The 20,277-nt window shown below is 59.9% G+C and carries 23 protein-coding genes; 13 read left to right on the forward strand and 10 right to left on the reverse strand.

The window, feature by feature from the left end; all coding sequences use genetic code 11:
• Positions 1 to 10: 10 nt before the first annotated feature.
• Positions 11 to 403 carry a succinate dehydrogenase, cytochrome b556 subunit gene (sdhC, locus tag ACQY8Q_RS10405; RefSeq protein ID WP_037097347.1) on the reverse strand — a complete coding sequence of 131 codons (393 nt, stop codon included), beginning with the start codon at positions 401 to 403 and terminating at the stop codon, positions 11 to 13.
• 312 nt (positions 404 to 715) lie between these two features.
• Between sdhC and ACQY8Q_RS10410 the strand changes: the two genes are divergently transcribed.
• Positions 716 to 1,333, forward strand: a complete 618-nt coding sequence (locus ACQY8Q_RS10410; protein ID WP_428426514.1) for a hypothetical protein — start codon at positions 716 to 718, stop codon at positions 1,331 to 1,333.
• On the forward strand, positions 1,317 to 1,715 hold the full coding sequence (locus ACQY8Q_RS10415; protein WP_428426515.1) for a DUF1801 domain-containing protein: 399 nt from the start codon (positions 1,317 to 1,319) through the stop codon (positions 1,713 to 1,715). Before ACQY8Q_RS10410 ends, ACQY8Q_RS10415 begins: the two co-directional genes overlap by 17 nt.
• Before the next feature lie 56 nt (positions 1,716 to 1,771).
• Here the strand turns inward: ACQY8Q_RS10415 and ACQY8Q_RS10420 are convergent, their stop codons facing one another.
• The 5 genes from ACQY8Q_RS10420 to tsaD all read right to left on the reverse strand — a co-directional run bounded on the left by ACQY8Q_RS10420 (position 1,772) and on the right by tsaD (position 5,510).
• Complete coding sequence (locus ACQY8Q_RS10420; protein WP_428426516.1) at positions 1,772 to 2,431, reverse strand: class I SAM-dependent methyltransferase; 660 nt, start codon at positions 2,429 to 2,431, stop codon at positions 1,772 to 1,774.
• Positions 2,432 to 2,668: 237 nt separating this feature from the next.
• Entirely contained in the window at positions 2,669 to 3,100 is a 432-nt protein-coding gene (locus ACQY8Q_RS10425) for an EVE domain-containing protein (protein ID WP_428426517.1), read from the reverse strand.
• A 2-nt stretch (positions 3,101 to 3,102) separates the two neighbouring features.
• The gene (locus tag ACQY8Q_RS10430) at positions 3,103 to 3,396 is read right to left on the reverse strand and encodes a YciI-like protein (RefSeq protein ID WP_428426518.1); all 294 of its coding nucleotides are present in this window, start codon (positions 3,394 to 3,396) and stop codon (positions 3,103 to 3,105) included.
• 18 nt (positions 3,397 to 3,414) lie between these two features.
• Positions 3,415 to 4,413 (reverse strand): NAD(P)H-dependent glycerol-3-phosphate dehydrogenase, encoded by a 999-nt coding sequence (locus tag ACQY8Q_RS10435; RefSeq protein ID WP_428426519.1) that lies wholly within the window; start codon positions 4,411 to 4,413, stop codon positions 3,415 to 3,417.
• The gene (gene tsaD, locus ACQY8Q_RS10440; RefSeq protein ID WP_428426520.1) at positions 4,413 to 5,510 is read right to left on the reverse strand and encodes a tRNA (adenosine(37)-N6)-threonylcarbamoyltransferase complex transferase subunit TsaD; all 1,098 of its coding nucleotides are present in this window, start codon (positions 5,508 to 5,510) and stop codon (positions 4,413 to 4,415) included. The genes ACQY8Q_RS10435 and tsaD overlap by 1 nt, the downstream gene beginning before the upstream one ends.
• Before the next feature lie 76 nt (positions 5,511 to 5,586).
• Between tsaD and hemC the strand changes: the two genes are divergently transcribed.
• The 6 genes from hemC (at position 5,587) to ACQY8Q_RS10470 (ending at position 11,600) form a co-directional block, all read left to right on the forward strand.
• Complete coding sequence (hemC, locus tag ACQY8Q_RS10445) at positions 5,587 to 6,516, forward strand: hydroxymethylbilane synthase (protein WP_428426521.1); 930 nt, start codon at positions 5,587 to 5,589, stop codon at positions 6,514 to 6,516.
• The gene (locus ACQY8Q_RS10450) at positions 6,482 to 7,243 is read left to right on the forward strand and encodes a uroporphyrinogen-III synthase (protein WP_428426522.1); all 762 of its coding nucleotides are present in this window, start codon (positions 6,482 to 6,484) and stop codon (positions 7,241 to 7,243) included. The genes hemC and ACQY8Q_RS10450 overlap by 35 nt, the downstream gene beginning before the upstream one ends.
• Positions 7,244 to 7,384: 141 nt before the next feature.
• Positions 7,385 to 8,665 carry a COG4223 family protein gene (locus tag ACQY8Q_RS10455; RefSeq protein ID WP_428426523.1) on the forward strand — a complete coding sequence of 427 codons (1,281 nt, stop codon included), beginning with the start codon at positions 7,385 to 7,387 and terminating at the stop codon, positions 8,663 to 8,665.
• Between the two features lie 10 nt (positions 8,666 to 8,675).
• Positions 8,676 to 10,343 carry a heme biosynthesis protein HemY gene (locus ACQY8Q_RS10460; protein ID WP_428426524.1) on the forward strand — a complete coding sequence of 556 codons (1,668 nt, stop codon included), beginning with the start codon at positions 8,676 to 8,678 and terminating at the stop codon, positions 10,341 to 10,343.
• A 26-nt stretch (positions 10,344 to 10,369) separates the two neighbouring features.
• The gene (locus tag ACQY8Q_RS10465) at positions 10,370 to 10,855 is read left to right on the forward strand and encodes a TerB family tellurite resistance protein (RefSeq protein ID WP_428426525.1); all 486 of its coding nucleotides are present in this window, start codon (positions 10,370 to 10,372) and stop codon (positions 10,853 to 10,855) included.
• A gap of 1 nt (position 10,856) precedes the next feature.
• Positions 10,857 to 11,600 carry a glutamine amidotransferase gene (locus tag ACQY8Q_RS10470; protein WP_428426526.1) on the forward strand — a complete coding sequence of 248 codons (744 nt, stop codon included), beginning with the start codon at positions 10,857 to 10,859 and terminating at the stop codon, positions 11,598 to 11,600.
• 153 nt (positions 11,601 to 11,753) lie between these two features.
• On the opposite strand, the gene ACQY8Q_RS10475 is transcribed toward ACQY8Q_RS10470, so the two are convergent.
• A complete protein-coding gene (locus ACQY8Q_RS10475; protein ID WP_428426527.1) occupies positions 11,754 to 13,001 on the reverse strand; it encodes an MFS transporter in 1,248 nt (415 codons plus the stop codon).
• Between the two features lie 129 nt (positions 13,002 to 13,130).
• On the opposite strand from ACQY8Q_RS10475, the gene ACQY8Q_RS10480 reads away from it, so the two are divergent.
• Entirely contained in the window at positions 13,131 to 13,424 is a 294-nt protein-coding gene (locus ACQY8Q_RS10480; protein WP_113241811.1) for a YggT family protein, read from the forward strand.
• Positions 13,425 to 13,595: 171 nt separating this feature from the next.
• On the opposite strand, the gene ACQY8Q_RS10485 is transcribed toward ACQY8Q_RS10480, so the two are convergent.
• Both ACQY8Q_RS10485 and ppa read right to left on the reverse strand, forming a co-directional pair.
• On the reverse strand, positions 13,596 to 14,498 hold the full coding sequence (locus tag ACQY8Q_RS10485; protein WP_428426528.1) for a hypothetical protein: 903 nt from the start codon (positions 14,496 to 14,498) through the stop codon (positions 13,596 to 13,598).
• Between the two features lie 216 nt (positions 14,499 to 14,714).
• Positions 14,715 to 15,248 (reverse strand): inorganic diphosphatase, encoded by a 534-nt coding sequence (gene ppa, locus ACQY8Q_RS10490; protein WP_113318059.1) that lies wholly within the window; start codon positions 15,246 to 15,248, stop codon positions 14,715 to 14,717.
• Positions 15,249 to 15,399: 151 nt separating this feature from the next.
• Here ppa and ACQY8Q_RS10495 point away from each other — a divergent pair, with 151 nt between their 5' ends.
• On the forward strand, positions 15,400 to 16,017 hold the full coding sequence (locus tag ACQY8Q_RS10495; RefSeq protein ID WP_428426529.1) for a hypothetical protein: 618 nt from the start codon (positions 15,400 to 15,402) through the stop codon (positions 16,015 to 16,017).
• A gap of 14 nt (positions 16,018 to 16,031) precedes the next feature.
• Here the strand turns inward: ACQY8Q_RS10495 and ACQY8Q_RS10500 are convergent, their stop codons facing one another.
• Positions 16,032 to 16,538: a GNAT family N-acetyltransferase gene (locus ACQY8Q_RS10500; RefSeq protein ID WP_113241773.1), complete on the reverse strand. Its 507-nt coding sequence runs from the start codon at positions 16,536 to 16,538 to the stop codon at positions 16,032 to 16,034.
• A 520-nt stretch (positions 16,539 to 17,058) separates the two neighbouring features.
• On the opposite strand from ACQY8Q_RS10500, the gene ACQY8Q_RS10505 reads away from it, so the two are divergent.
• From ACQY8Q_RS10505 to ACQY8Q_RS10515, 3 genes are all read left to right on the forward strand, one after another.
• The gene (locus tag ACQY8Q_RS10505) at positions 17,059 to 17,925 is read left to right on the forward strand and encodes an RNA polymerase factor sigma-32 (protein WP_428426530.1); all 867 of its coding nucleotides are present in this window, start codon (positions 17,059 to 17,061) and stop codon (positions 17,923 to 17,925) included.
• Between the two features lie 173 nt (positions 17,926 to 18,098).
• On the forward strand, positions 18,099 to 18,599 hold the full coding sequence (locus ACQY8Q_RS10510) for a hypothetical protein (protein ID WP_428426531.1): 501 nt from the start codon (positions 18,099 to 18,101) through the stop codon (positions 18,597 to 18,599).
• Between the two features lie 151 nt (positions 18,600 to 18,750).
• Complete coding sequence (locus tag ACQY8Q_RS10515) at positions 18,751 to 20,223, forward strand: diguanylate cyclase domain-containing protein (protein WP_428426532.1); 1,473 nt, start codon at positions 18,751 to 18,753, stop codon at positions 20,221 to 20,223.
• Positions 20,224 to 20,277 lie beyond the last annotated feature (54 nt).

The raw sequence follows: 20,277 nt of genomic DNA on the forward strand, positions 1-20,277 counted from the left end.
TCTTGTCCTCTCAGCGAACCGCGTAGCCGACGATCCAGATCAGCGCCGTCACGGCGACCGAACCGATCAGGTTGGCAATGGCAAGCTTGGTCGCAAAATGCTTTTCGTAGCCGTAGCCCAGATCCCAGACGAAGTGCCTGAGACCGCCGAACAGATGATGCACCAGCGCCCAGGTATAACCAAACAGAATGAGCTGGCCGATGATCGTGCCGAAGGCCCACATGGCCCAGTCGTAGTATTCAGGACCGCTCGCGGCGGCGATCAGCCACCAGGCGACGAGGACCGTGCCAAAGTACAAGGCACACCCTGTGATGCGGTGCACAATGGACATAACCATCGTGGGAATGGGCTTATAGATTTGTAGATGCGGCGAGAGCGGCCGGCTTTTGGTGACATTCGTCATCTGAACCTCACGGAAGATCCGGAAAGATGCCCAAAAACTGGACTATTTTCATCCGGTATTGCACCTGATTGTGCGCAATTCAGTAAGCCGACGTTTAATCACCATATTGATTAACGACAAGTGTGTTTGCACTGCAAAATCATTTTAATCGATTAGACGAAAATGTGGCGCCGTGGCGAATCGATTTCACCGCCGCGTTAACGATAAGCCATGAAAATTCAGCACCATCCGTGACTTTTACCGGTTTCTGCCCCACATTGCCTTTTAAGGATTTGTTAAGAGTTATCCGGAGGGCTGCACAAAATGCGTCCAATGAGCATACAGAATGCGACGAAAGTCCTGATCGCGGCCCTGGCCGTGATCCTTTCGTTCGCCAGTTTCGCCGAGGCGCGTGATCGCAACGGCGAAAGAAACCAAATCCGCCGCCCGCATTTCGAACGGTCGCATGACCAGCGCCCGCACCGTAACCGGCAGGAAGCCATTTCCGGCGTGACGGCCGATCGCCATTATTACCGGCGCGACTGGCGAGATCGCGGATATCGCTACGACCGCCGGCATGACAGGTTCCAGTTCGACAGGCGTCAGGCCAATCGCGGCCATTTCGAACCGAGATATGGACGGGACCGCTTTGACCCCACCATTCCGGTGCGGGAATATCGTGGTGAGCGTCGAAACGATTGGGGCCAGTCCTATGGCGGGGACGGTTTCCCGTCGCATGCCAATGGCGGCACCTATTTCGGCGGCCTCTCCGCCTGGACAGATCCCGGCAACGGTACCTACTTCCGCTCGGAGCGCAACGGTTACGGTTTCTATTCCGACGACACCGGCATGAACTACCCCGCCGCGCGCCCAAAAATCATTCGCGTCACTCCTTCCAGCGCCGGCCGTGCCTGCTCCTGGGAATCCGGCGTCTGTGTCATTCGCCGCTGACGCCACCGATCGGGACTATTGCTGCATGAGCGAAGATAAAGTGAACACCTTCCTGCAAGAGGTGAGAGAGTATCGCGGCAATATCTTTCCGGTTGTCGCGTGCATGCGCGACATCGCTCTGGCCGCCGGTCCATCCGTTACCGAAGAGGTGAAATATGGCGGATTGCTGTTCTCATCCGGCCAAAGCTTCTGTGGTGTTTTTCCCTACAAGACCCACGTGACGCTGGAATTCAGCCAAGGCGCGACGCTAACCGATCCCCACGGTTTCCTGTCCGGCAACGGCAAGTTCCGTCGCCATATCAAACTGGAGTCTATGCAGGATATCGAGACGCGGCGCGTCGCGGATTATGTTGCGCAGGCACATGCAGCAGCGAATAGCTGACGATCTTGCATTGTACGCGCCGCCGCAACACTGCCCGCCCACTCCTGTGACTGCCCTTAGTCGAGTTCGCTGCTCAGAAACCGCCAGACGGTGGTCTTCTTGACTTCGCTGTCCTCCAGCGCCCGGGTCACCGGCACCTGATAGGTTGCCAGCATCTCCATACGCTCACGCGGACAATAGGCGCGGCCGGGATCGCCGACGAGAACATCGGCACCGCTTTCGGCAAGCATGCTCAACCACGGAACGATCCGGTCAGCAAACGCCTTGTCATAAAAGACGTCGCCGGCCAGGTAGACATCCGCATCCCGCCCCGCACCGATCACATCCGACGCCGCCGACAAGACATCGACGCCATTGAGTGCAGCATTGAGCCGGATAGCCGTTTCGGTCCAGGGGTCGATATCGATAGCCACAACCGAGGCCGCGCCCGCCTTCATCGCCGCGATCGCCACGAGGCCCGAGCCCGAAGCAAAATCGATCACCCGCTTGCCAGCCACCAGTTCGGGATGATCGAGCACATGCCGCGCCAGCCCCTGCCCGCCCGCCCAGGCAAACGCCCAGAACGGCGGCGGCAACCCGATCTCCTCCAGCTCCTCCTCCGTCTTCAGCCACAGATCATGGGCTTCGCTCGCCAGATAGAGCCGGATCTCCGGCACATGCGGCGGCGCCATGATGTCCGTATTGGCGCGGATGAAGGTTTCGGGATCGGTTTTCACGAGCAGCAAGGTTTTCGGTGATTGGCAGGATGATGGGTTGCGAGGGCGGCACTCCCCACCCTCCCGTCATCCTCGCCCTTGTGGCGGGGATCCAGCAGCGGCGCGTCTGCGCCGCTAAAGGACTCTTTTCACGCGACCGACGTCGCGTGGCTGGATTCCTGTGACAAGCACAGGAATGACGGAAAATCTGGGAGCCTCGTCAAGATGCCAGCATCAAAATGCCGGCACCGGCCGAAATCACCGCGGCGGATTATCTAACCCACCGAGCCGGCAGACCTCCAGATATTCCTCCTCGGTGACCGGCTGCACCGACAACCGCATCGACGTCACCAGAGCCATCTTCTCGAATTTCGGATTGGCCTTGATGTCCTTCAGCGAAATCGGGTTCGGCAGGTCGCAGACGGCGCGGATATCGACGCAGTCCCACTTCGGATCGCCCTCAGCAGTCGAATCCGGGTGCGACAGCGCACAGACTTCGGTGATCCCGACAATCTCCAGCCCCTCGTTCGAGTGGTAGAAGAAGCCCTTGTCGCCGATCTGCATCGCCCGCATGTTGTTGCGCGCCAGGTAGTTGCGCACGCCTGTCCATTCGGTTCCCTTTTCGCCCGCATCCTTCTGCATGGCCCAGGACCATTTGAACGGTTCGGACTTGTAAAGCCAGTACCCCACGCTCAAGCCTCCGGCTTGTTGAAGACCCAGTTCCAGGGCTTAATATCGACATTGGCAAACAGGCCGGCCTTGGCATAGGGATCTGCGTCCGCGATCGCCCGCGCATCGTCGATCGTCTCCGCCTGGATAACCACCAGACTGCCGTTCGGCTTGCCGGCATCGTCGAGGAACGGGCCGGCGAAGGCCAGCGTACCCTTGGCATTGAGATCGTTCAGAAACGTGACGTGCTCGGGACGGGCGTCCATCCGCACCTGCAGGGCATTCGGCTTGTCCGTGCACAGAACTGCAAACAGCATGGTTTTCTCCTTGAGTGACTATTCCTGCGTGATCGGCCGGGACATCAGCTGTTCCAGCGCCGTTCTCACATCCATCTTTCCATCGATAATCGCCGCCACCGCTTCGGTCACCGGCATATCGACGCCAAGCTGCCGGGCCACATCGGCAGCGACCGAGGCTGCAAACGCGCCTTCGACCAGCTCACCCGAGTGCCCCTTGGCACTGCCGCTTTGGCCAAGCGCGATGCCGTAGCGCAGATTGCGCGACTGATGGCTGGTTGCCGTCAGTACCAGATCACCCAGACCCGACAGGCCGCGCACCGTATCGGCCTCGCCACCCCGCGCTGCGACGAAGCGCGACATTTCGGCCAGTCCGCGCGAAATCAGCGCCGCCCGGGCCGAATCGCCAAGCCCTGCGCCTTCGACAATACCGCAGGCAATCGCCAGTACGTTCTTCAGCGCACCGCCCAGCTGGACACCGATGCGGTCGGATGAGGGATAGAGACGGAAGGTAGCACCCGACAAGGCTTCGGCCAAAATCGCAGCACGCTCCATACCATTCGCCGCAATCACCATCGCCGTCGGCAGGCCCTTGGCGATATCGGCGGCAAACCCGGGACCCGAGAGCACCGCGACATTCTGCAGGTGCAGTTCTTCCTCGACGACATCGGTGAGCAACCGGCCGCTGGAACGCTCCATGCCCTTGGCACAAATCACCACGTCGGCACCCTTGCCGATAAACCCATGCAGCGAGCGCCCAGCTTCGCGCTGTGCCTGTGACGGCATGGCGAAGAGAACAATGCCGGCACCCTCGAGCACGGTCGGATCATCGGAAACATCAAGCGTTTGCGGCAGGTCGATGCCCGGCAGCGCGCTGTCGTTGCGTCCGGTTTGCTTGAAGTCCTCGACAATGCTTTCGCGGCGGGTGAGCAGCGTCACCGGCACCTTGCCGGATGCAGCAGCAACGGCCGCCAGCGCCGTTCCGAAAGCACCGGACCCGACAACGACAATACGATCCGTCCGCACCCCGTCCGCCATCACGCCTTTGCTCCCCGCTTGCCGAACCCGATCAGGGCCTTTGCATCCGCATCCAGCGGCCAGCGCGAACGCGGCGCTACATCGAGGTCATCTGCCGGCAATCCCGCCGCCATGCGCTCGGCGCCTGCCCAGGCAATCATTGCCGCATTGTCGGTGCACAACTGCAAAGGCGGCGCGATGAAACGGAAGCCGTTCTTGTCGCAGAGTTCCTGCAGCGTTGCCCGCAGTGTCTGGTTGGCCGCAACCCCACCGGCGACCACCAGCGCCGGATGCACGACCGTGCCGGAAAATTCCTCTTTGAACCGGGCGAGCCCCCGGCCGATGCGATCCTTCAGCGTGCGCGAGATCGCCCTCTGGAAGGAGGCACAGATGTCGGCGATATCCTGCTCTGTCACTGGTGCGATCGACTGCGCGGCCTGGCGAACGGCGGTCTTCAGGCCGGAGAATGAGAAATCGAGCCGCGCTTCGCCGACCAGCGGACGCGGAAAGGAAAATCGCTCCGGGTTGCCACCTTTTGCCGCACGTTCAACCGCCGGGCCACCCGGATAGGGTAGGCCCAGGAGCTTCGCCGTCTTGTCGAAGGCTTCGCCCAGCGCATCGTCGATCGTCGTGCCCCAGCGCTCATAGACGCCGACACCCTTGACGAGGATCAGCTGCGTATGGCCACCGGAAACCAGCAGCATCAAATAGGGAAAGGCCAGTCCATCGGTCAGCCGCGCCGTCAGCGCATGGCCTTCGAGATGGTTGACGGCATAGAGTGGTTTTCCCGAGGCGCGCGCCATCGCCTTGCCGGTCATCAGGCCGACCAGAAGGCCGCCAATCAGGCCGGGGCCGCTGGTGGCCGCGATCGCGTCGATATTCGACAACGTGACGCCGGCGCGCAAAAGCGCTTCCTCGATCAGCGTATCGAGTGCCTCGACATGGGCGCGCGCAGCAATCTCCGGTACGACGCCGCCATAGGCGCTGTGCTCTTCCAATTGGCTCAAAACCACATCGCCCAGAATCTCGCCATAGCCATTCTCATCGCGCAGGACGACGGACGCGGCGGTCTCGTCGCAGCTTGTTTCGATACCGAGGATGCGCAGGCGGGCGGACATGGGCTGGTTTACTCGAATATTGCGGTCGCGGGGAAAGGCGGTTACACGGAACTCCGGTAACAACGGATCGCAGTGGATGCAAACAAAACCTTTCCGGATCGGCACGCGGGGCAGTCCCCTGGCGCTGGCGCAGGCCCATGAAACACGGGACCGGCTTATGGCGGCGCATGGCCTGCCGGCCGAAATGTTCGAGATCGTCGTGCTGTCGACGATGGGCGACCGGATCACCGACCGGTCGCTGTCGGAGATCGGCGGCAAGGGCCTTTTCACCCAGGAACTCGAGGATATGCTCACCTCCGGCGGGCTGGATTTTGCCGTGCATTCCTCCAAGGACATGCCGACCAAGCTGCCAACCGGCCTGTTCCTCTCCGCCTATCTGCCGCGCGAAGACGCCCGCGACGCCTTTGTCGGCCGTACCGCCGCAAAACTGCTCGACCTGCCGAAGGGCGCCACCATCGGTTCCTCGTCGCTGCGCCGTCAGGCGCTGATCAAGCGCCTGCGCCCGGATATCAACGTCATCACCTATCGCGGCCTTGTCGATACAAGGCTCCGGAAATTGGCGGAAGGCCAGGTCGACGCGACCCTGCTCGCCTTCGCGGGCCTCAAGCGTCTCGGCAAGGACGATGTAGCGACCGAGCTTCTCGATCCCGAAACCTTCCCGCCGGCACCGGCGCAAGGCGCCATCTGTATCGAGAGCCGCCTTGGCGATGCCAAGGTCAATGCATTGCTCGAAGCGGTCAATGATATCAAAACCCATGAGGCCGTGACCTGCGAACGGGCGTTTCTCGCAACGCTTGACGGCTCCTGCCGCACGCCGATCGCCGGCTATGCAGTATCGGATGGCGATACCGTTCGCTTCTCCGGCATGGTTCTGACCCCGGACGGCAGCGAGTATTTTCGCGTGACGACCGAGGGCAAGGCATCCGATGCCGAACAGCTCGGCGCCAAGGCCGGCGACGATATCCGCCTCGATGCTGGACCGGATTTCTTTTCGAGCTGGACCTGAGCCCATGCCTGTCTCCTTGCGCATTCTTGTCACCCGGCCTCAGCTTTCGGCGGCGGCAACGGCGGCAAGGCTGGCGGCAATGGGGCATGAGGTCGTTCTTTTGCCGGTCATGGAAGCCGTCCATCAGCCATTGGCCGCACTGGAAGCGCTTACCCATCCCCACAGCGCTATTGCCATAACCAGCGCCGAGGCGTTTCGCGCCCTTGCGCCGTATAGGGAGCAACTGGCGCCGCATTTCCAGACAACCGCTTATTGCGTCGGCCCGGCCACGGCGCAGGCGGCGCGGTACATGGGCTTCCAATCGGTGATCACGGGCAGCGGCACCGGCGTCTCCTTGGCGAAGATTGCCGCAGACGCATCGGCAGATCTCGCCGACGGCCTGGTCTATCTCGCCGGCTGGCCGCGGTCTCCGGCTTTCGAGGCGGGGTTGCAGGCAGCAGGCATCGCCTGCCGCACCGCCGAAACTTACCGGATGTCCGCCATCCCCCACTCGCCTGAAGCCGTCGAACAGCTGCTGCATCCGCCCATCCCCGACCTCGTCCTGCTGTATTCGCACGAAACCGCGCGGCATTTTTTCGCGCTGCTGTCTCCACAAACGGCACACAGGATGTCCGACATGCGCCTCCTGTGCTTGAGCCAGCACGTCGCAAATGCCATCCCCCCCGGTTTCGGGCCGGTCGCCATTGCCGCGGAGCCTTCTGAAGAAGCGCTTCTCGCCCTGCTCTGACCGCTTGCACCACAGGCAACGGAACATAGACCCGTCCAAGTGCAATCAAGGAATTGTCGCTTGGGGGCTTTCCCTATCCCTGTCGCATGTCTAGGTTTAAGACAGTACGTCAAGTTCATGCGATAACGGAAAGAGATCATCATGGGACCGGAAAACCCTCCGCGCCGCTCGAAATCCGATCAGGAGCCGTTGACGATCGACCTGGATGCCACCGCAGTGGCACGGGAAGCTTCCGATGAAAGTGCCGCTGCCGTGGAGCGCGTGGCAGCTATCAACGAGACAACCGAAATCCGTGCCGGTGAAATCGATGAAACGGTGCGCGCCGATATTGCTGACGGGGATACCGGCAAGTCAGAATCGGAAGCGGAAGATGCGCGCGCCGAAACCGGCGCTGCAGCCTTTGCCGAGGAGCCAATCTCGGCTGCAACCGCCGCCGAAGAACCGGTAAGGCCGATCTACCCCGCCCAGCACCGTACCTCCAATTCCGGCGCCTTTGCCGCCGGTATCCTCGGCGGCCTGATCGCGCTTCTCGGCGCCGGCGGCCTGCAATATGCCGGTGTCATGCCCTCGCTCAGCCCGACAGCTGGCAACACCGCGATCGAACAGGGCCTTGCCAGCGATATCGAAGCCCTCAAGGCGCAGCTTGCCGCAGCCCCGGCACCGCAGGCGACCGCCGACCTTGGGCCGCTTGAAACCCGCATCGCCGAGCTGGAGAAGAAGAGCGCCGAAGCAGGCAACGGCGCAGCCGCCGATGTCTCCGGCCTTGACGCCCAGATCACCAACTTGACCGGCGAGATCGCCACGCTGAAATCGGCGCTGGCCGATGCCCAGCAATCGACCGAAGCGGCAAAATCCGAACTTTCGACCCGTCTAGATGCCGCCGAAAAGAAGATCGACGAACCGGCAAGCGATGTACAGCTGGCCCGTGCGGTCGCCGTCACCGCGCTGAAGACGGCGATCGATCGTGGCGGACCATTCCTGGCCGAATTGGACGCGCTGAAGAGCATCGCTGCCACTGACCCGGCTGTCACCGGCCTTGCAGACGATGCCAAGACGGGCATTGCCCCGCGCGCCGATCTGGTCCGCGACTTCCCGGCCGTTGCTGATACGATGCTGGAGGCAACCCAGCACAGCGATCCCAATCAAGGCGTTTTCTCCCGCCTGATGGACAGCGCCTCCTCGGCCATTCGCGTCCGTCCAGTCGGTAGCGTCGAGGGTGAAGGCCCGGAAGCCGTCGTCGCCCGGATCGAAGACAAGCTGACCAATGGCGACCTCAAGGGTGCAAGCCTCGAATGGGACACTCTGCCGGAACCGGCCAAGGGCGCCGGTGCCGATTTCAAGACCAAACTGGACCAGCGCGTCCGCGTCGAGGGTCTGATCGACGCCACCGTTGCCGGCGCCATGACGGCCAACCAGGGCTAAGGAAGAGTTCATGATCCGTATTCTGTTCTATGTTCTCATCGTCCTTGCCCTTGGCGCGGGCTTTGCCTGGCTCGCCGATCGCCCGGGCGAACTATCACTGATCTGGCAGGGCCAACGCATCGAGATGAGCCTAATGGTGGCGGCAACGCTGCTGGCCTCGCTGATATCAGCTATCCTGATCGTCGTCTGGTTCATCCGCGTCGTCTGGCTCTCGCCCCATTCGATCTCCCGCTATTTCCGCGCCCGCAAGCGTGATCGGGGTTATCAGGCACTCTCGACCGGCCTGATCGCCGCCGGTGCCGGCGACAGTGTCCTTGCCCGCAAGATGACCGCCCGCACCCATGGCCTGTTGAGCGCCGACCAGGAGCCGCTAATCCACCTGCTCGAAGCCCAGACGGCGCTGATCGAAGGCAAATACGACGACGCCCGCAAGAAGTTCGAACTGATGGCCGACGATCCGGAAACCCGCGAACTCGGCCTGCGCGGTCTCTATCTCGAAGCCAAGCGGCTGGGCGCCAACGAAGCCGCCCGCCAATATGCCGAACGTGCCGCCGACAAGGCACCGCATCTACCCTGGGCAACGCTGGCCGCCCTCGATTACCGCAGCCAGACCGGCCAATGGGATGAGGCGATCCGCCTGATCGATCAGAGCCGCACGGCGCATGTCATCGAACGCAAGGAAGCCGACCGTAAGAAGGCCGTGCTGTTGACCGCACGTGCCGCCGAAAAGCTGGAGGCCGATTCGAAGGGCGCCCGCGACGATGCGCAGGCGGCCTTGAAGCTTGCCGAAGATCTGGTGCCCGCCGGTCTGATCGCCGCCAAAGCGCTGTTTCGCGAGGATAACCTGCGCAAGGGCGCCGCCATTCTGGAAAAGCTCTGGAAGCAGGATCCGCATCCCGAGGTGGCCAAGCTCTATGTCCGTGCCCGCAGCGGCGATTCTGCAAGCGACCGGCTGAAGCGTGCCAACAAGCTTGAGGCGATCCGCCCCAACAATCCGATTGCGCTTGCCACCGTTGCCGAAGCCGCACTCGAAGCCCGCCAGTTGCCGCTCGCCCGCTCCAAGGCGGAAGCCGCCACCCGTATCCAACCGAGCGAAAGCATTTTTCTGCTGCTCGCCGATATCGAGGAGGCCGATACCAATGATGACGGCCGTATCCGCCATTGGATGAACCAGGCGCTGAAAAGCCCGCGCGATCCTGCCTGGACCGCAGATGGCGTGACGGCGCCCGAATGGCTGCCGGTCTCGCCCATCAGCGGCCGTCTCGATGCGTTTGAATGGAAACAGCCGGTCGCCCAGATCGCCGGACCCATCGAGGACGGTACGCCGGATGCTGCCGACGCCGCAATCCGCAGCCTGCCGCCGGTGGCCATTGTCCATCAGCGTCCGGAGCCGCAGCCGCAACGGGTTGTGCCCGCTGCCCTACCCAGCGACGCCCCTCGCCACGTTATCGAAGTCGAGGAAAAACCGGAGGAGCCGGTGGTTAAGACCATCGCCGTTCCGGCTCCGAGCGAATCGGTCATCGTCTCGCAGACGGTTAAGACGGAGCCGGGCAAGACTGCGGACGGCAAGCCTGTTGAGACGGTCGTCGAGCCTTTCTTCGGCCGCCCGCCGGATGATCCCGGCGTTCGCGAAGACGCCAGCAAGCCTTTGGAAAAGACCACATTTCGCCTGTTTTGAGAAACCCCGATCTTTAACGGAAAGCCATGTTTGAACGTTTTCGAACTTTCCTCGACGGCCTGACCGGCAGTGGAACGCCTGTCATCGAGCCCGGTGATCCCCGCATCGCCATCGCCGCACTCTGCATTCAGGTGATGGAGGCCGATGGCGAGGTCCATGAAAAGGAGCGCAAGAAAATTCGCTCGATGGTCAAGGATCACTATCAGCTGGATGATGCGTCACTCGACGCCCTGATTGCCGCCGGCGAGACCGCTGAAAGCCAGGCCATCGATTTCTTCCGCTTCACCTCCGACATCAAGCGGCATTTTTCCGAGGAGCAGCGGATAGACCTGATCGGCATGCTGTGGGAGATTGTCTATGCCGATGGCAAGCGCAGCGAGATGGAAGATCACGTGATCTGGCGGATCGCCGATCTCCTGGGCGTGTCCGGCAGGGACAGGATCATCAAGCGGCAGGAGGTGGCCGCCAAATTGGACGTCGTGGAGGAGGCAACCGCGCACCAGGAAAAGTGACATGCTTTTCGACGACCGTAGCTATTCCAAACGCAATACCGATAAGCCGGTCCTGATCGTCCTGCATCAGGAACGCTCCAGCCCCGGCCGTGTCGGGCATCTCCTGCTGGAAAAGGGGCTGAGCCTCGATATCCGCCGCCCGGTGCTGGGCGATCCCCTACCCGCAACGCTGGATGGGCATGCCGGTGCCGTCGTCTTCGGCGGGCCGATGAGCGCTAATGACGACGAGGACCATATCCGCCGCGAAATCGACTGGCTCTCCGTACCGCTGACTGAAAACAAGCCCTTCCTCGGCATCTGCCTCGGCGCCCAGATGCTGGTGCGCCATCTCGGCGGCGTGGTCGGCCCGCACCATGAGGGGCAGACGGAAATCGGCTGGTATCCGCTGCACGCCACCGAAAAAGGCCGCGCCCTGATGGACTGGCCGCCGATGGTCTACCAGTTTCACCGCGAAGGTTTTGACCTGCCGGCAGGTGCCGAACTGCTCGCGTCCGGCAGCACCTATCCAAACCAGGCCTTCCGCTATGGAGAAAACGCATGGGGCATCCAGTTCCATGGAGAACTAACGCGAGTCATGATGCACCGCTGGGTCGTGCACGGCGCCCACCGGTTCGAGCTGCCGGGCGCCCAGGTTGGCCGCGCCCATCTGGAAGGCCGCATGGACCATGACGCCCCGCTGCGCGCCTGGATGGACCGGTTCCTCACCCATATCTTCCAGCGCCAGGGCGAGAAGGTCAAAGTCTGAAGCTCCCTCTTCTCCCCAGCGGGGAGAAGTGCCGAGCGTAGCGAGGCGATGAGGGGGTCTCCCCGCAACTTCGGAGCTAGCCGCCCCTCATCCGGCCCTCATCCGGCCCTACGGGCCACCTTCTCCCCGCTTGGGAGAAGGGAAGGCCAGCAATCACCCCGAAACAGAACGATCCGGCGCATCGAGCGAATCGATCTTGCGCAACTGCGGAAAGCCCAGTGCCCAGATCACCGCGACCGCCAGCGTACCGACGCCACCAATCACCACGGCCGGAACTGCGCCGATAAAATGCGCCATCGTGCCTGCCCGGAATTCACCGAGTTCGTTGGAAGCACCGACAAACACCATGTTGACGGCATTGACCCGGCCGCGCACGGCATCTGGCGTCCACAGCGCGATCAGCGTTTCGCGCACATAGACCGAGATCATGTCCGATGCGCCCATCAGCATCAGCGCCATGATCGACAGCCAGGCAACCTGCGACAGGCCGAAGATCACCGTGCCAAGACCGAACAGCGCCACACCGGCAAACATCAGCCGGCCGGCATTGTGGCGGATCGGGTAGGCGGCCAGCGTAACGGCAACGAGGATCGCGCCGATACCGGGTGCTGCGCGCAACAGGCCAAGACCGAGCGGACCCAAGACGAGGATTTCCTTGGCAAACACCGGCATCAGCGCCACGGCGCCGCCAAGCAGCACCGCAAACAGATCGAGCGAGATTGCGCCGAGCACGATCTTTTCCGTGCGGATGAACCTGAACCCGGCCAGAACCGAGGTCCAGTCACGCGGTTCGCTGAGGCTATGCTGCGCCGGCTTCTCGATCATGAAGATGAGGATTGCCGACAGGATCAAAAAGACCAGCGCCACAGAATAGGCGACGATGGCGCTGACACCGTAAAGCAGACCACCTGCCACCGGACCGAGAATCGCAGCTGTCTGCCAGGAGGATGAATTCCAGGCGATGGCGTTCGCGAGGTCCTTGGTCGGAACGAGGTTTGGCGCCAGCGATTGCACGGCCGGCGCCATGAAGGCGCGCTCGATGCCGAAGACGATCAGGATGGCAAACACCGGCCAGGGCGAAAAGGCGTCTGCGATCGTCAACCCAAGCAGCGCTGCCGCACAAACAGCGCTGATGATCATGCAGACCGAAACGATCATCCGCCGCGAATGACGGTCGGCCACCGAACCGGTGATCAGGATGAGCAGCAGCGATGGCAGGAACTGGAAAAGGCCGATCAGGCCGAGATAGAGCGTGTTCTGCGTCTGCTCGTACATCTGCCATCCCACCGAGACGCTGATGATCTGGATGGCGAAGGACGCAAGGAAGCGGGCGAAGAAGAAACGGGCGTAGGAGACATGCCGGAATGCGGCGAACCGGTCTGCACCTTGAAGGACGGACATGCGGCAATCTTTCCGAACAACGGCAGGCTGTCCCGCCGCATTAAACATGTTTGGCCCATCGCGAAGCGTGGACTTGCCGGTTTAGTCGTCAATGTCTACATGTCTGTCAACAACGAATTGGAGACCGGCATGCTTGCTGTCATTGCGACCCTGAATTTCATCATCAACATTGCGTGGTTCCTGGTCATCGCCTCGGCCATTTTTTCCTGGCTCTACGCCTTCAACGTCATCAACGTGAACAACAACGCCATCAACATGATCGGCCGTTCGCTCTACCAGTTGACCGAACCGCTCTACCGGCCGATCCGCAACGTCCTGCCCAACATGGGCGGCGTCGACCTATCGCCGCTGGTCGTCTTGGTCATCCTCTATTTCCTCTGGTATTTCCTCAACACGACGGTCGCTGCTGCCTTGCTCAGCTAAACGATTAAGGCCTTTGGACCCAAGGCTTGAACCACCAACAACAAAAAACCTCCGGATCGGCCTGATCCGGAGGTTTTTTGTAAAGTTACCTAAATGTTTTTGGCTGCTATTACAGTTTTCGCAAAAGCGGATACCGTTCACCGCGCAGCATACCCACGACTGAATTACGCGTCAGATATTCTTATCGGCAGTATTTTCTTCGCTCAAATAAGAGCTTTGGATATTAAGGAATTTCTCTTCGTGTTTGCCTTTGCCCTTTGGCATCCAGAACGCCGCATCTTCTGAATATTCAAGCGACAGGATATTTGGGGGAATGTCCTTTATATATCCTCGAGAACTGCCACCCCGCAGTGATAGATAGTAAGGGACAATCTGGTCCAAATGATAACTTTGCAGGCGAGAAAGATTAACCAGCAGCGATCTTGCCAAGCGATCTGCAAACAGTTTTCCCTGTTCGCTGCCTTTAAGTAGAACGGCGCCGGCCAAAATCTGCTGCCAAGGCCGCCTCATATTGCGGCGAAAAATAAAGGCAGCCGACATGTCTTCGGGCATGGTGTCAATTATAGGCCATGGCGATTTCCGCATTATGGCGTCTACATCTATCAGAAGAATTCGTTTAATTCCCTGCTCGAGCAGAAGAGGAGCAAGAATAAAGCGCGCAGCCGTATAGTATATACCGATACTATTTTTAGGATTCACATGCTCGCACGGATCATAAGTATATGTCAGCCGCACATTGCTGATCGAATTTTTTAGTTTTTCGACTTTTTGGAGCGTTTCCGGGGACGGCTTGAGCAGATGAAAATGCAAGGAATGCTTGTTCGGTGCGAGATTTATCGAATTGATGAGAGAGTTCGCAAATTTCCCGAAATAGACATCATCGCACGCAGCCAAAATCAGATCTTCAGTGTCTGACCCGGTTGGCATTTTTCCTTTTAGGCTACGCTGAAAGGAATCCCGCAGTTCGCCGCCATAGCTGCTCGACAGGACAGTTGCCGCAGTCGTTAGCCAAATTTTCAGACAGGAAAACCGGGAGTGTTTTCGACGGGGCGCTGATGGTTTATCGCTCGGCATTCATTATCCTTACAAAGAATGTCACAGTCATTCTTGCGGTATCTATGCGTTGATAAATTTTCGGCCACAACCCGCCTTCACCCACCCCGACATCCTTTTTCCCGTGTTCTGCTCCTGCACTTGATGGAGCCCGACCCGGACAAAGTTGATGGTGGCGGCTACTCTCATCCGGCCCTCTTCTCCCCACTGGAGAGAAGAGGCAATCACCGCCGGTTTTTACTTCTCAGCCTTAGCGCGCTCGATGGCTTCGAGGATCAGTTGCTGCGCAACGGCGGTATCCTTCCAGCCGTAGATCTTCACCCATTTGCCGGGCTCCAGATCCTTGTAGTGCTCGAAGAAGTGCTCGATCTGCTGCAGGGTGATTTCCGGCAGGTCGGTATACTCCTTCACCTTGTCGTAGCGCTTGGTCAGGTGATAGTTCGGCACGGCGACGATCTTTTCGTCCTTGCCGGAATTGTCTTCCATCATCAAGACGCCGATCGGGCGCACGTTGATAACGCAGCCCGGAACGAGCGGACGGGTCGAGGCGATCAGCACGTCGATCGGATCGCCGTCTTCCGACAGGGTGTGCGGCACGAAGCCGTAATTGCCCGGATAGGTCATCGGGGTGTAGAGGAAGCGGTCGACGACCAGCGTCCCGGCTTCCTTGTCCATTTCATACTTGATCGGATGCCCGCCAACCGGAACCTCGACGATCACGTTGATATCTTCCGGCGGATTCTTTCCAATCGAAATTGCATCAATACGCATGAGTTTTCCCCCAGGGGCCAGTTTTTCGGATGGCAAGTCCGATAACGGGAAACATGACGCGGCGCAACATTACTTTCGTTTCGGCCCGAAAAATGCGACGTTCGAACGGTTATTCGCGTATTTTGCAACGTTTATCTGGAGGAGGAGCCCGATGAAACCGTTCGCCTACGCCATACGCTTTCTGATCCCCTTATCGATGGGGACCGGCCCGGCGCTGGCCAATAACAGTGCCTATACAGACCTCAATACCGACCATTGCAAAAAGCTGTCGACCGGGGACGAACCGGGCGGCGGCATCGTTTTGATGTGCAAAGGCTACAGGGATCATCCGGTCTATTACAAGGAAGGCGACCTACGGCAGGCCATTCTCTATGGCAAGGTCAATGCGGCCTATATCGAAGGGACTTTCGAGACCTTCGGCGCGTTCAACTATACCGGCGGCAAGATCGAATGGCGGCTCGACGATGCCGGCAGGCCGGTGGCGGCCATCCAACGCTGGTTCATCTCCAACTCCGGCGCCATGGAGCCGGGGCCTGCCCCGGCCGATACGGGCCAGGTTCTCGTCATTTCGAAAGTCGCCGGAAGTGATGGGAAGGGTTGTGTTGCCGGCTATGTCGATGCCCTGTCAAATCCAGAGCCTAATCGCCTGGCACGTCAGGTCGCCGATACGAGACCTGCTGGGTTCGTCTGCGCGGCGGATAAGGCGGTTTTTCATGGGGTGCGCGGCCCGCTTGCAACCGACCCCACCCATTCCTTCCCGCAGCGCTGAAGGCAATCGGGATATCAATCCCAAATATAGCCGATTTTCTTGAGGTTCTTTTCGCCGAAATCTTCCATGCCCTCGCAGAGATCGCGGCCGCCGGCCATACGGAAGAAGCGGTCGGCATGGTGGCTGTCTTCCAGGCACCAGACGACCAGGCCTTGGCAGCCCAGCGATTTCAGCAGGCTCTTGGCTTCGCCGAACAGGATGCGGCCAAGGCCGATACCCTGGTATTCCGGGCGCAGGTAGATCTCATAGACCTCGCCTTCCTGCGGTAGCGATCGAGACCGGTTGAGGCCAAGCGTCGCGTAGCCGGCGATCACACCGGCAACTTCGACGACCAGCAATGTCGAGGGTCCGCGCGTGGCTTTGCGCCACCACGCATGATCCCGCCGGTGAACCATCTGGGTCAACGGCTTGTGCGGAATGAGGCCACCATAGGCCTGCAGCCACGAGACGCGGTGCACATCCGAGATGGACATGGCGTCCCTCGGCTCGCCCGGACGCACCTCGATTGATAGTGTTTTCATAACGCGACTCTAGACTCGTGCCGGGCAAACAGGAATCCCGTCCAAGCCCTGTCTTTAACTAACTCACAGGCAACTTATGGGGACAACCACCCAAAGTTAACGCTTTTTTAACTTTTCCGGCAAGCGGCTTTCATCGCGGCACACAGGATTTGGCGCCCGCAGCAAACCTAACACGCGGGTAACTTTCTCTTTTCTAGTCACTGTGCTGATTCGACCCGGCGGATATCGCTCTCCAGCCGCCTTGTAGATCGCAAACAAGGCCTCAAACGCAAATCTTCAGCCACCGCCGCAGAATATGGCGACGCAGCAGGGAACCTTTTGATCGGTCGCGCGTTTGAGAATGTCTGGCTGAGCGCTGTTGCGCAAATCCAGACTGCCGCGGCCACATCTTCCGGCCCCGGATCTGAATGGGAAGTAGGGCGGTTCGAATTCTGGTCAAGCTCCAGGCAGCGGAAATCCCGAAATACCCTATCGACCTATCGTTCAGCGGCACGCCCTTGTGCCCGTCATGGAGTAGCCGATGAAAAATCTCTCAGCAGACAGGCGCATGATCAAGATCGCCATGGCGGCTCCCTATCTCGCACGGGATGAAGAGCACGCGCTGGCGCTGGCGTGGAAGGACCATCAGGACCAGGACGCCCGCAACAAGATTGCCATGGCCCATATGCGGCTGGTGATTTCCATGGCCTCCAAGTTTCGCAATTTCGGCCTGCCGATGAGCGATCTGGTTCAGGAAGGTCACATTGGCCTGCTGGAAGCTGCAGCTCGCTTCGAGCCGAACCGCGACGTCCGTTTCTCGACCTATGCCAGCTGGTGGATCCGCGCCTCGATGCAGGATTACGTGCTGCGCAACTGGTCGATCGTGCGCGGCGGCACATCGTCAGCCCAAAAAGCGCTGTTCTTCAATCTGCGCCGCCTGCGCGCCAAACTCGCCCAGGGCGACCGCCAGCTGACGGCCCGCGCCGTGCATGAGGAAATCGCCGTGGCGCTCGGCGTCAGCCTTGCCGATGTGCAGACAATGGATGCCCGCCTGTCCGGCAACGACGCCTCGCTGCAAGCCCCGATTTCCTCGTCGGGCGAATCCGATGGCGGCGAGCGCCTCGACCTTCTTGCCTGCGACGCCCCCCTGCCCGACGAACAGGTCTCCGAAATGATCGACAGCGAGCGCCGCCGCACCTGGCTCAACCACGCGCTCTGCCAGCTGAACGAGCGCGAAATGAAGATCATCCGCGCCCGCCGCCTCTGCGAAGACAGCGCCACCCTTGAAGAACTCGGTGCCGACCTCGGCATCTCCAAGGAACGCGTCCGTCAGATCGAAACCCGGGCGCTGGAAAAGCTGAAGATCGCGCTTGTCGCAGAAGCTCCTGTGCTGGCAATGCGGCATTGAGCATGCCGAAACACTGAACTGCAGACAGGAAAGACCCGCTTCGTGCGGGTTTTTCTATTCCTTCAAACGCGTTGCATCATCGCACCACTGCGAAAGCGCGGTTCGATCCGTTACCCTTAAATGGATTTTATCACCCTTGCCGTATGATCTTCCTGGATCACGGGAGTGGATGCATGCGATCAGCCATCATTCTAGCTACAATTGTCCTGATAGCGGGCGGAGGCATTGGTGCACATTATGCCATATCTCCTGACATATCCGATGACACATTTCCCGCACGGTTTTTATCCGCGGCGCATCGTGATCCGGATACGATAGCCCGGCATATCGCAGGGATCATGCCGTCATGTCTCCCCGAAAATGCCCATATGTATGTGACCGACCCAGCGGTTCTGAACCTGGGGGCAAAGACCTTCATGAAATCGATGACGCTGATGGCAGAAAACAGATCACCTGAACGAACATCCAGCGAACTGATATCTTTCATCATCAAAGAAGCAGAAGGCCTCTCTGCTCAACAGCAGCAGAGCTTCATAGCACTCACTAAAGATGAAAGTGGCTTTCACGATCGAGATACGATGCTCTGCGTGATGTCGGCTATCAAAACATCTATTGATCAGCGAATCGACGTAACGGCGGAATGGGATCTTCGCGGGTCAAGCGGGACGCACTGAAACTGTTGATAGCTTTGCGCCGAGCGCCCTCCATTTCCCGCAGCTGTCCAGCGGCGGTCATGCGTGGTTTACCTTTCGGAGTTAATACTCAGGATATGCGAAATCTGCGCCAGTGGCGCATCTTGGTCTCAGCTCCTTTTCAGGTGACATAATGCAAGAGACATTCGATTCCAGCGTCTTCAACCTTGCGCCAATTGCCATGTGGATCGAGGATTTCAGTGAGGTCAAAGCGCTTTTCGACATCTGGCGCGCACAGGGTATCACCGACATTCGCGCATTCCTGCGGGATGACGTCTCGCGCATCGCCGAATGCTCCAGGCGAATCCGGGTGCTGGACGTCAACAGGAAGACGCTTGAGCTTTTTGAGGCCGACGACGTCGAGCAGCTTCGGGCCGGCGTCGCGCAGATCTTTCGGGACGACATGCTCGAAACGCACGTCAATGAGCTGGCCGATCTTTTCGACGGCAAGCTGGCGTTCTTCAGCACCACCGTCAACTACACGCTCTCCGGCAGGCGCCTCGATATCCAGCTGCGCGGTGCAGTCATGCCGGGCCATGAAGGCACTCTCGCCAAAGTGCTTCTGACGACGGAAGACATCACCACGCGCGAGGATGCACGCCGGGCGGAGATCACACAGAGAAAGTATGCCGAAGGCATTTTCGAGCATTCGCCCGTGTCGCTCTGGATCGAGGATTTCAGCCGCATCAAGGTCTTGATCGAGGATATCCGCGCACGCGGCATCAGCGACTTTCGAACATTCATGGATGTTCATCCGGAGTTCGTCACCCAGTGTATGAGCGAAATCCGTGTCATCGACGTCAACCAGGCGACGCTTGACCTCTTCTGCGCTCCGGATCGCATGACGCTGCTGCAGCGTATCAGCGATATCTTCCGCGGCGATATGGAGAAGCCGTTTCGCGAGCAGCTCATCGAGCTATGGAATGGAAACCTGTTCCACCACCGCGAAGTCGTCAATTACGCGCTGGATGGCTCTGAACGCCACATCCTTCTGCATTTTTCGGTCTTTCCCGGGCACGAAAACGATTGGTCCCGCGTTCAGGTTGCCCTGGCCGATATCACGGCACGCAAAAAAGCCGAAGCGTATCTGGAATATCTCGGCAAGCATGATGTCCTGACGAAACTCTACAATCGCGCCTTCTACGCCGAAGAAATCAACCGGCTGGAGCGGAAGTCGCTGCGCCCTATTTCGGCAATCATCATCGATCTGAACGGTCTCAAGGAGGCCAATGACCAACTCGGCCACGACGCCGGCGATGCCCTGTTGCGGCGCTTCGGCGAAATCCTCAATGGTGCCGTCTCGCAGCCCAACCACGCAGCCCGGATCGGGGGCGACGAGTTCGCCGTTCTGATGCCCGGTGCAGACAACAAGGCGGCCGGCGCCATGATGGAAACCATCAACGAACTTCTGAAGATCAACAACCAGTTCTACTCGAGCGCGCCCCTCACCATGTCCTTCGGCGTCGCGACCAGTGAAAAGGGCGAATCCATGGAATCCCTCGTCCAGCGCGCCGACACTCTGATGTACGAGCATAAGAGAGCATTCTACGAAGCCAAGGGCACGATGGGGGTGACCGGCGGCCGCATTGCCCGCAGGACATCGTGACTTGGGGCAAATGCTGGGCGTTGCGATGGCCACGAAAGCGATCGGGACCGGCAT

Origin of the sequence: Pararhizobium sp. (genome assembly GCF_965279435.1) — a bacterium.
Lineage (GTDB): Bacteria > Pseudomonadota > Alphaproteobacteria > Rhizobiales > Rhizobiaceae > Pararhizobium.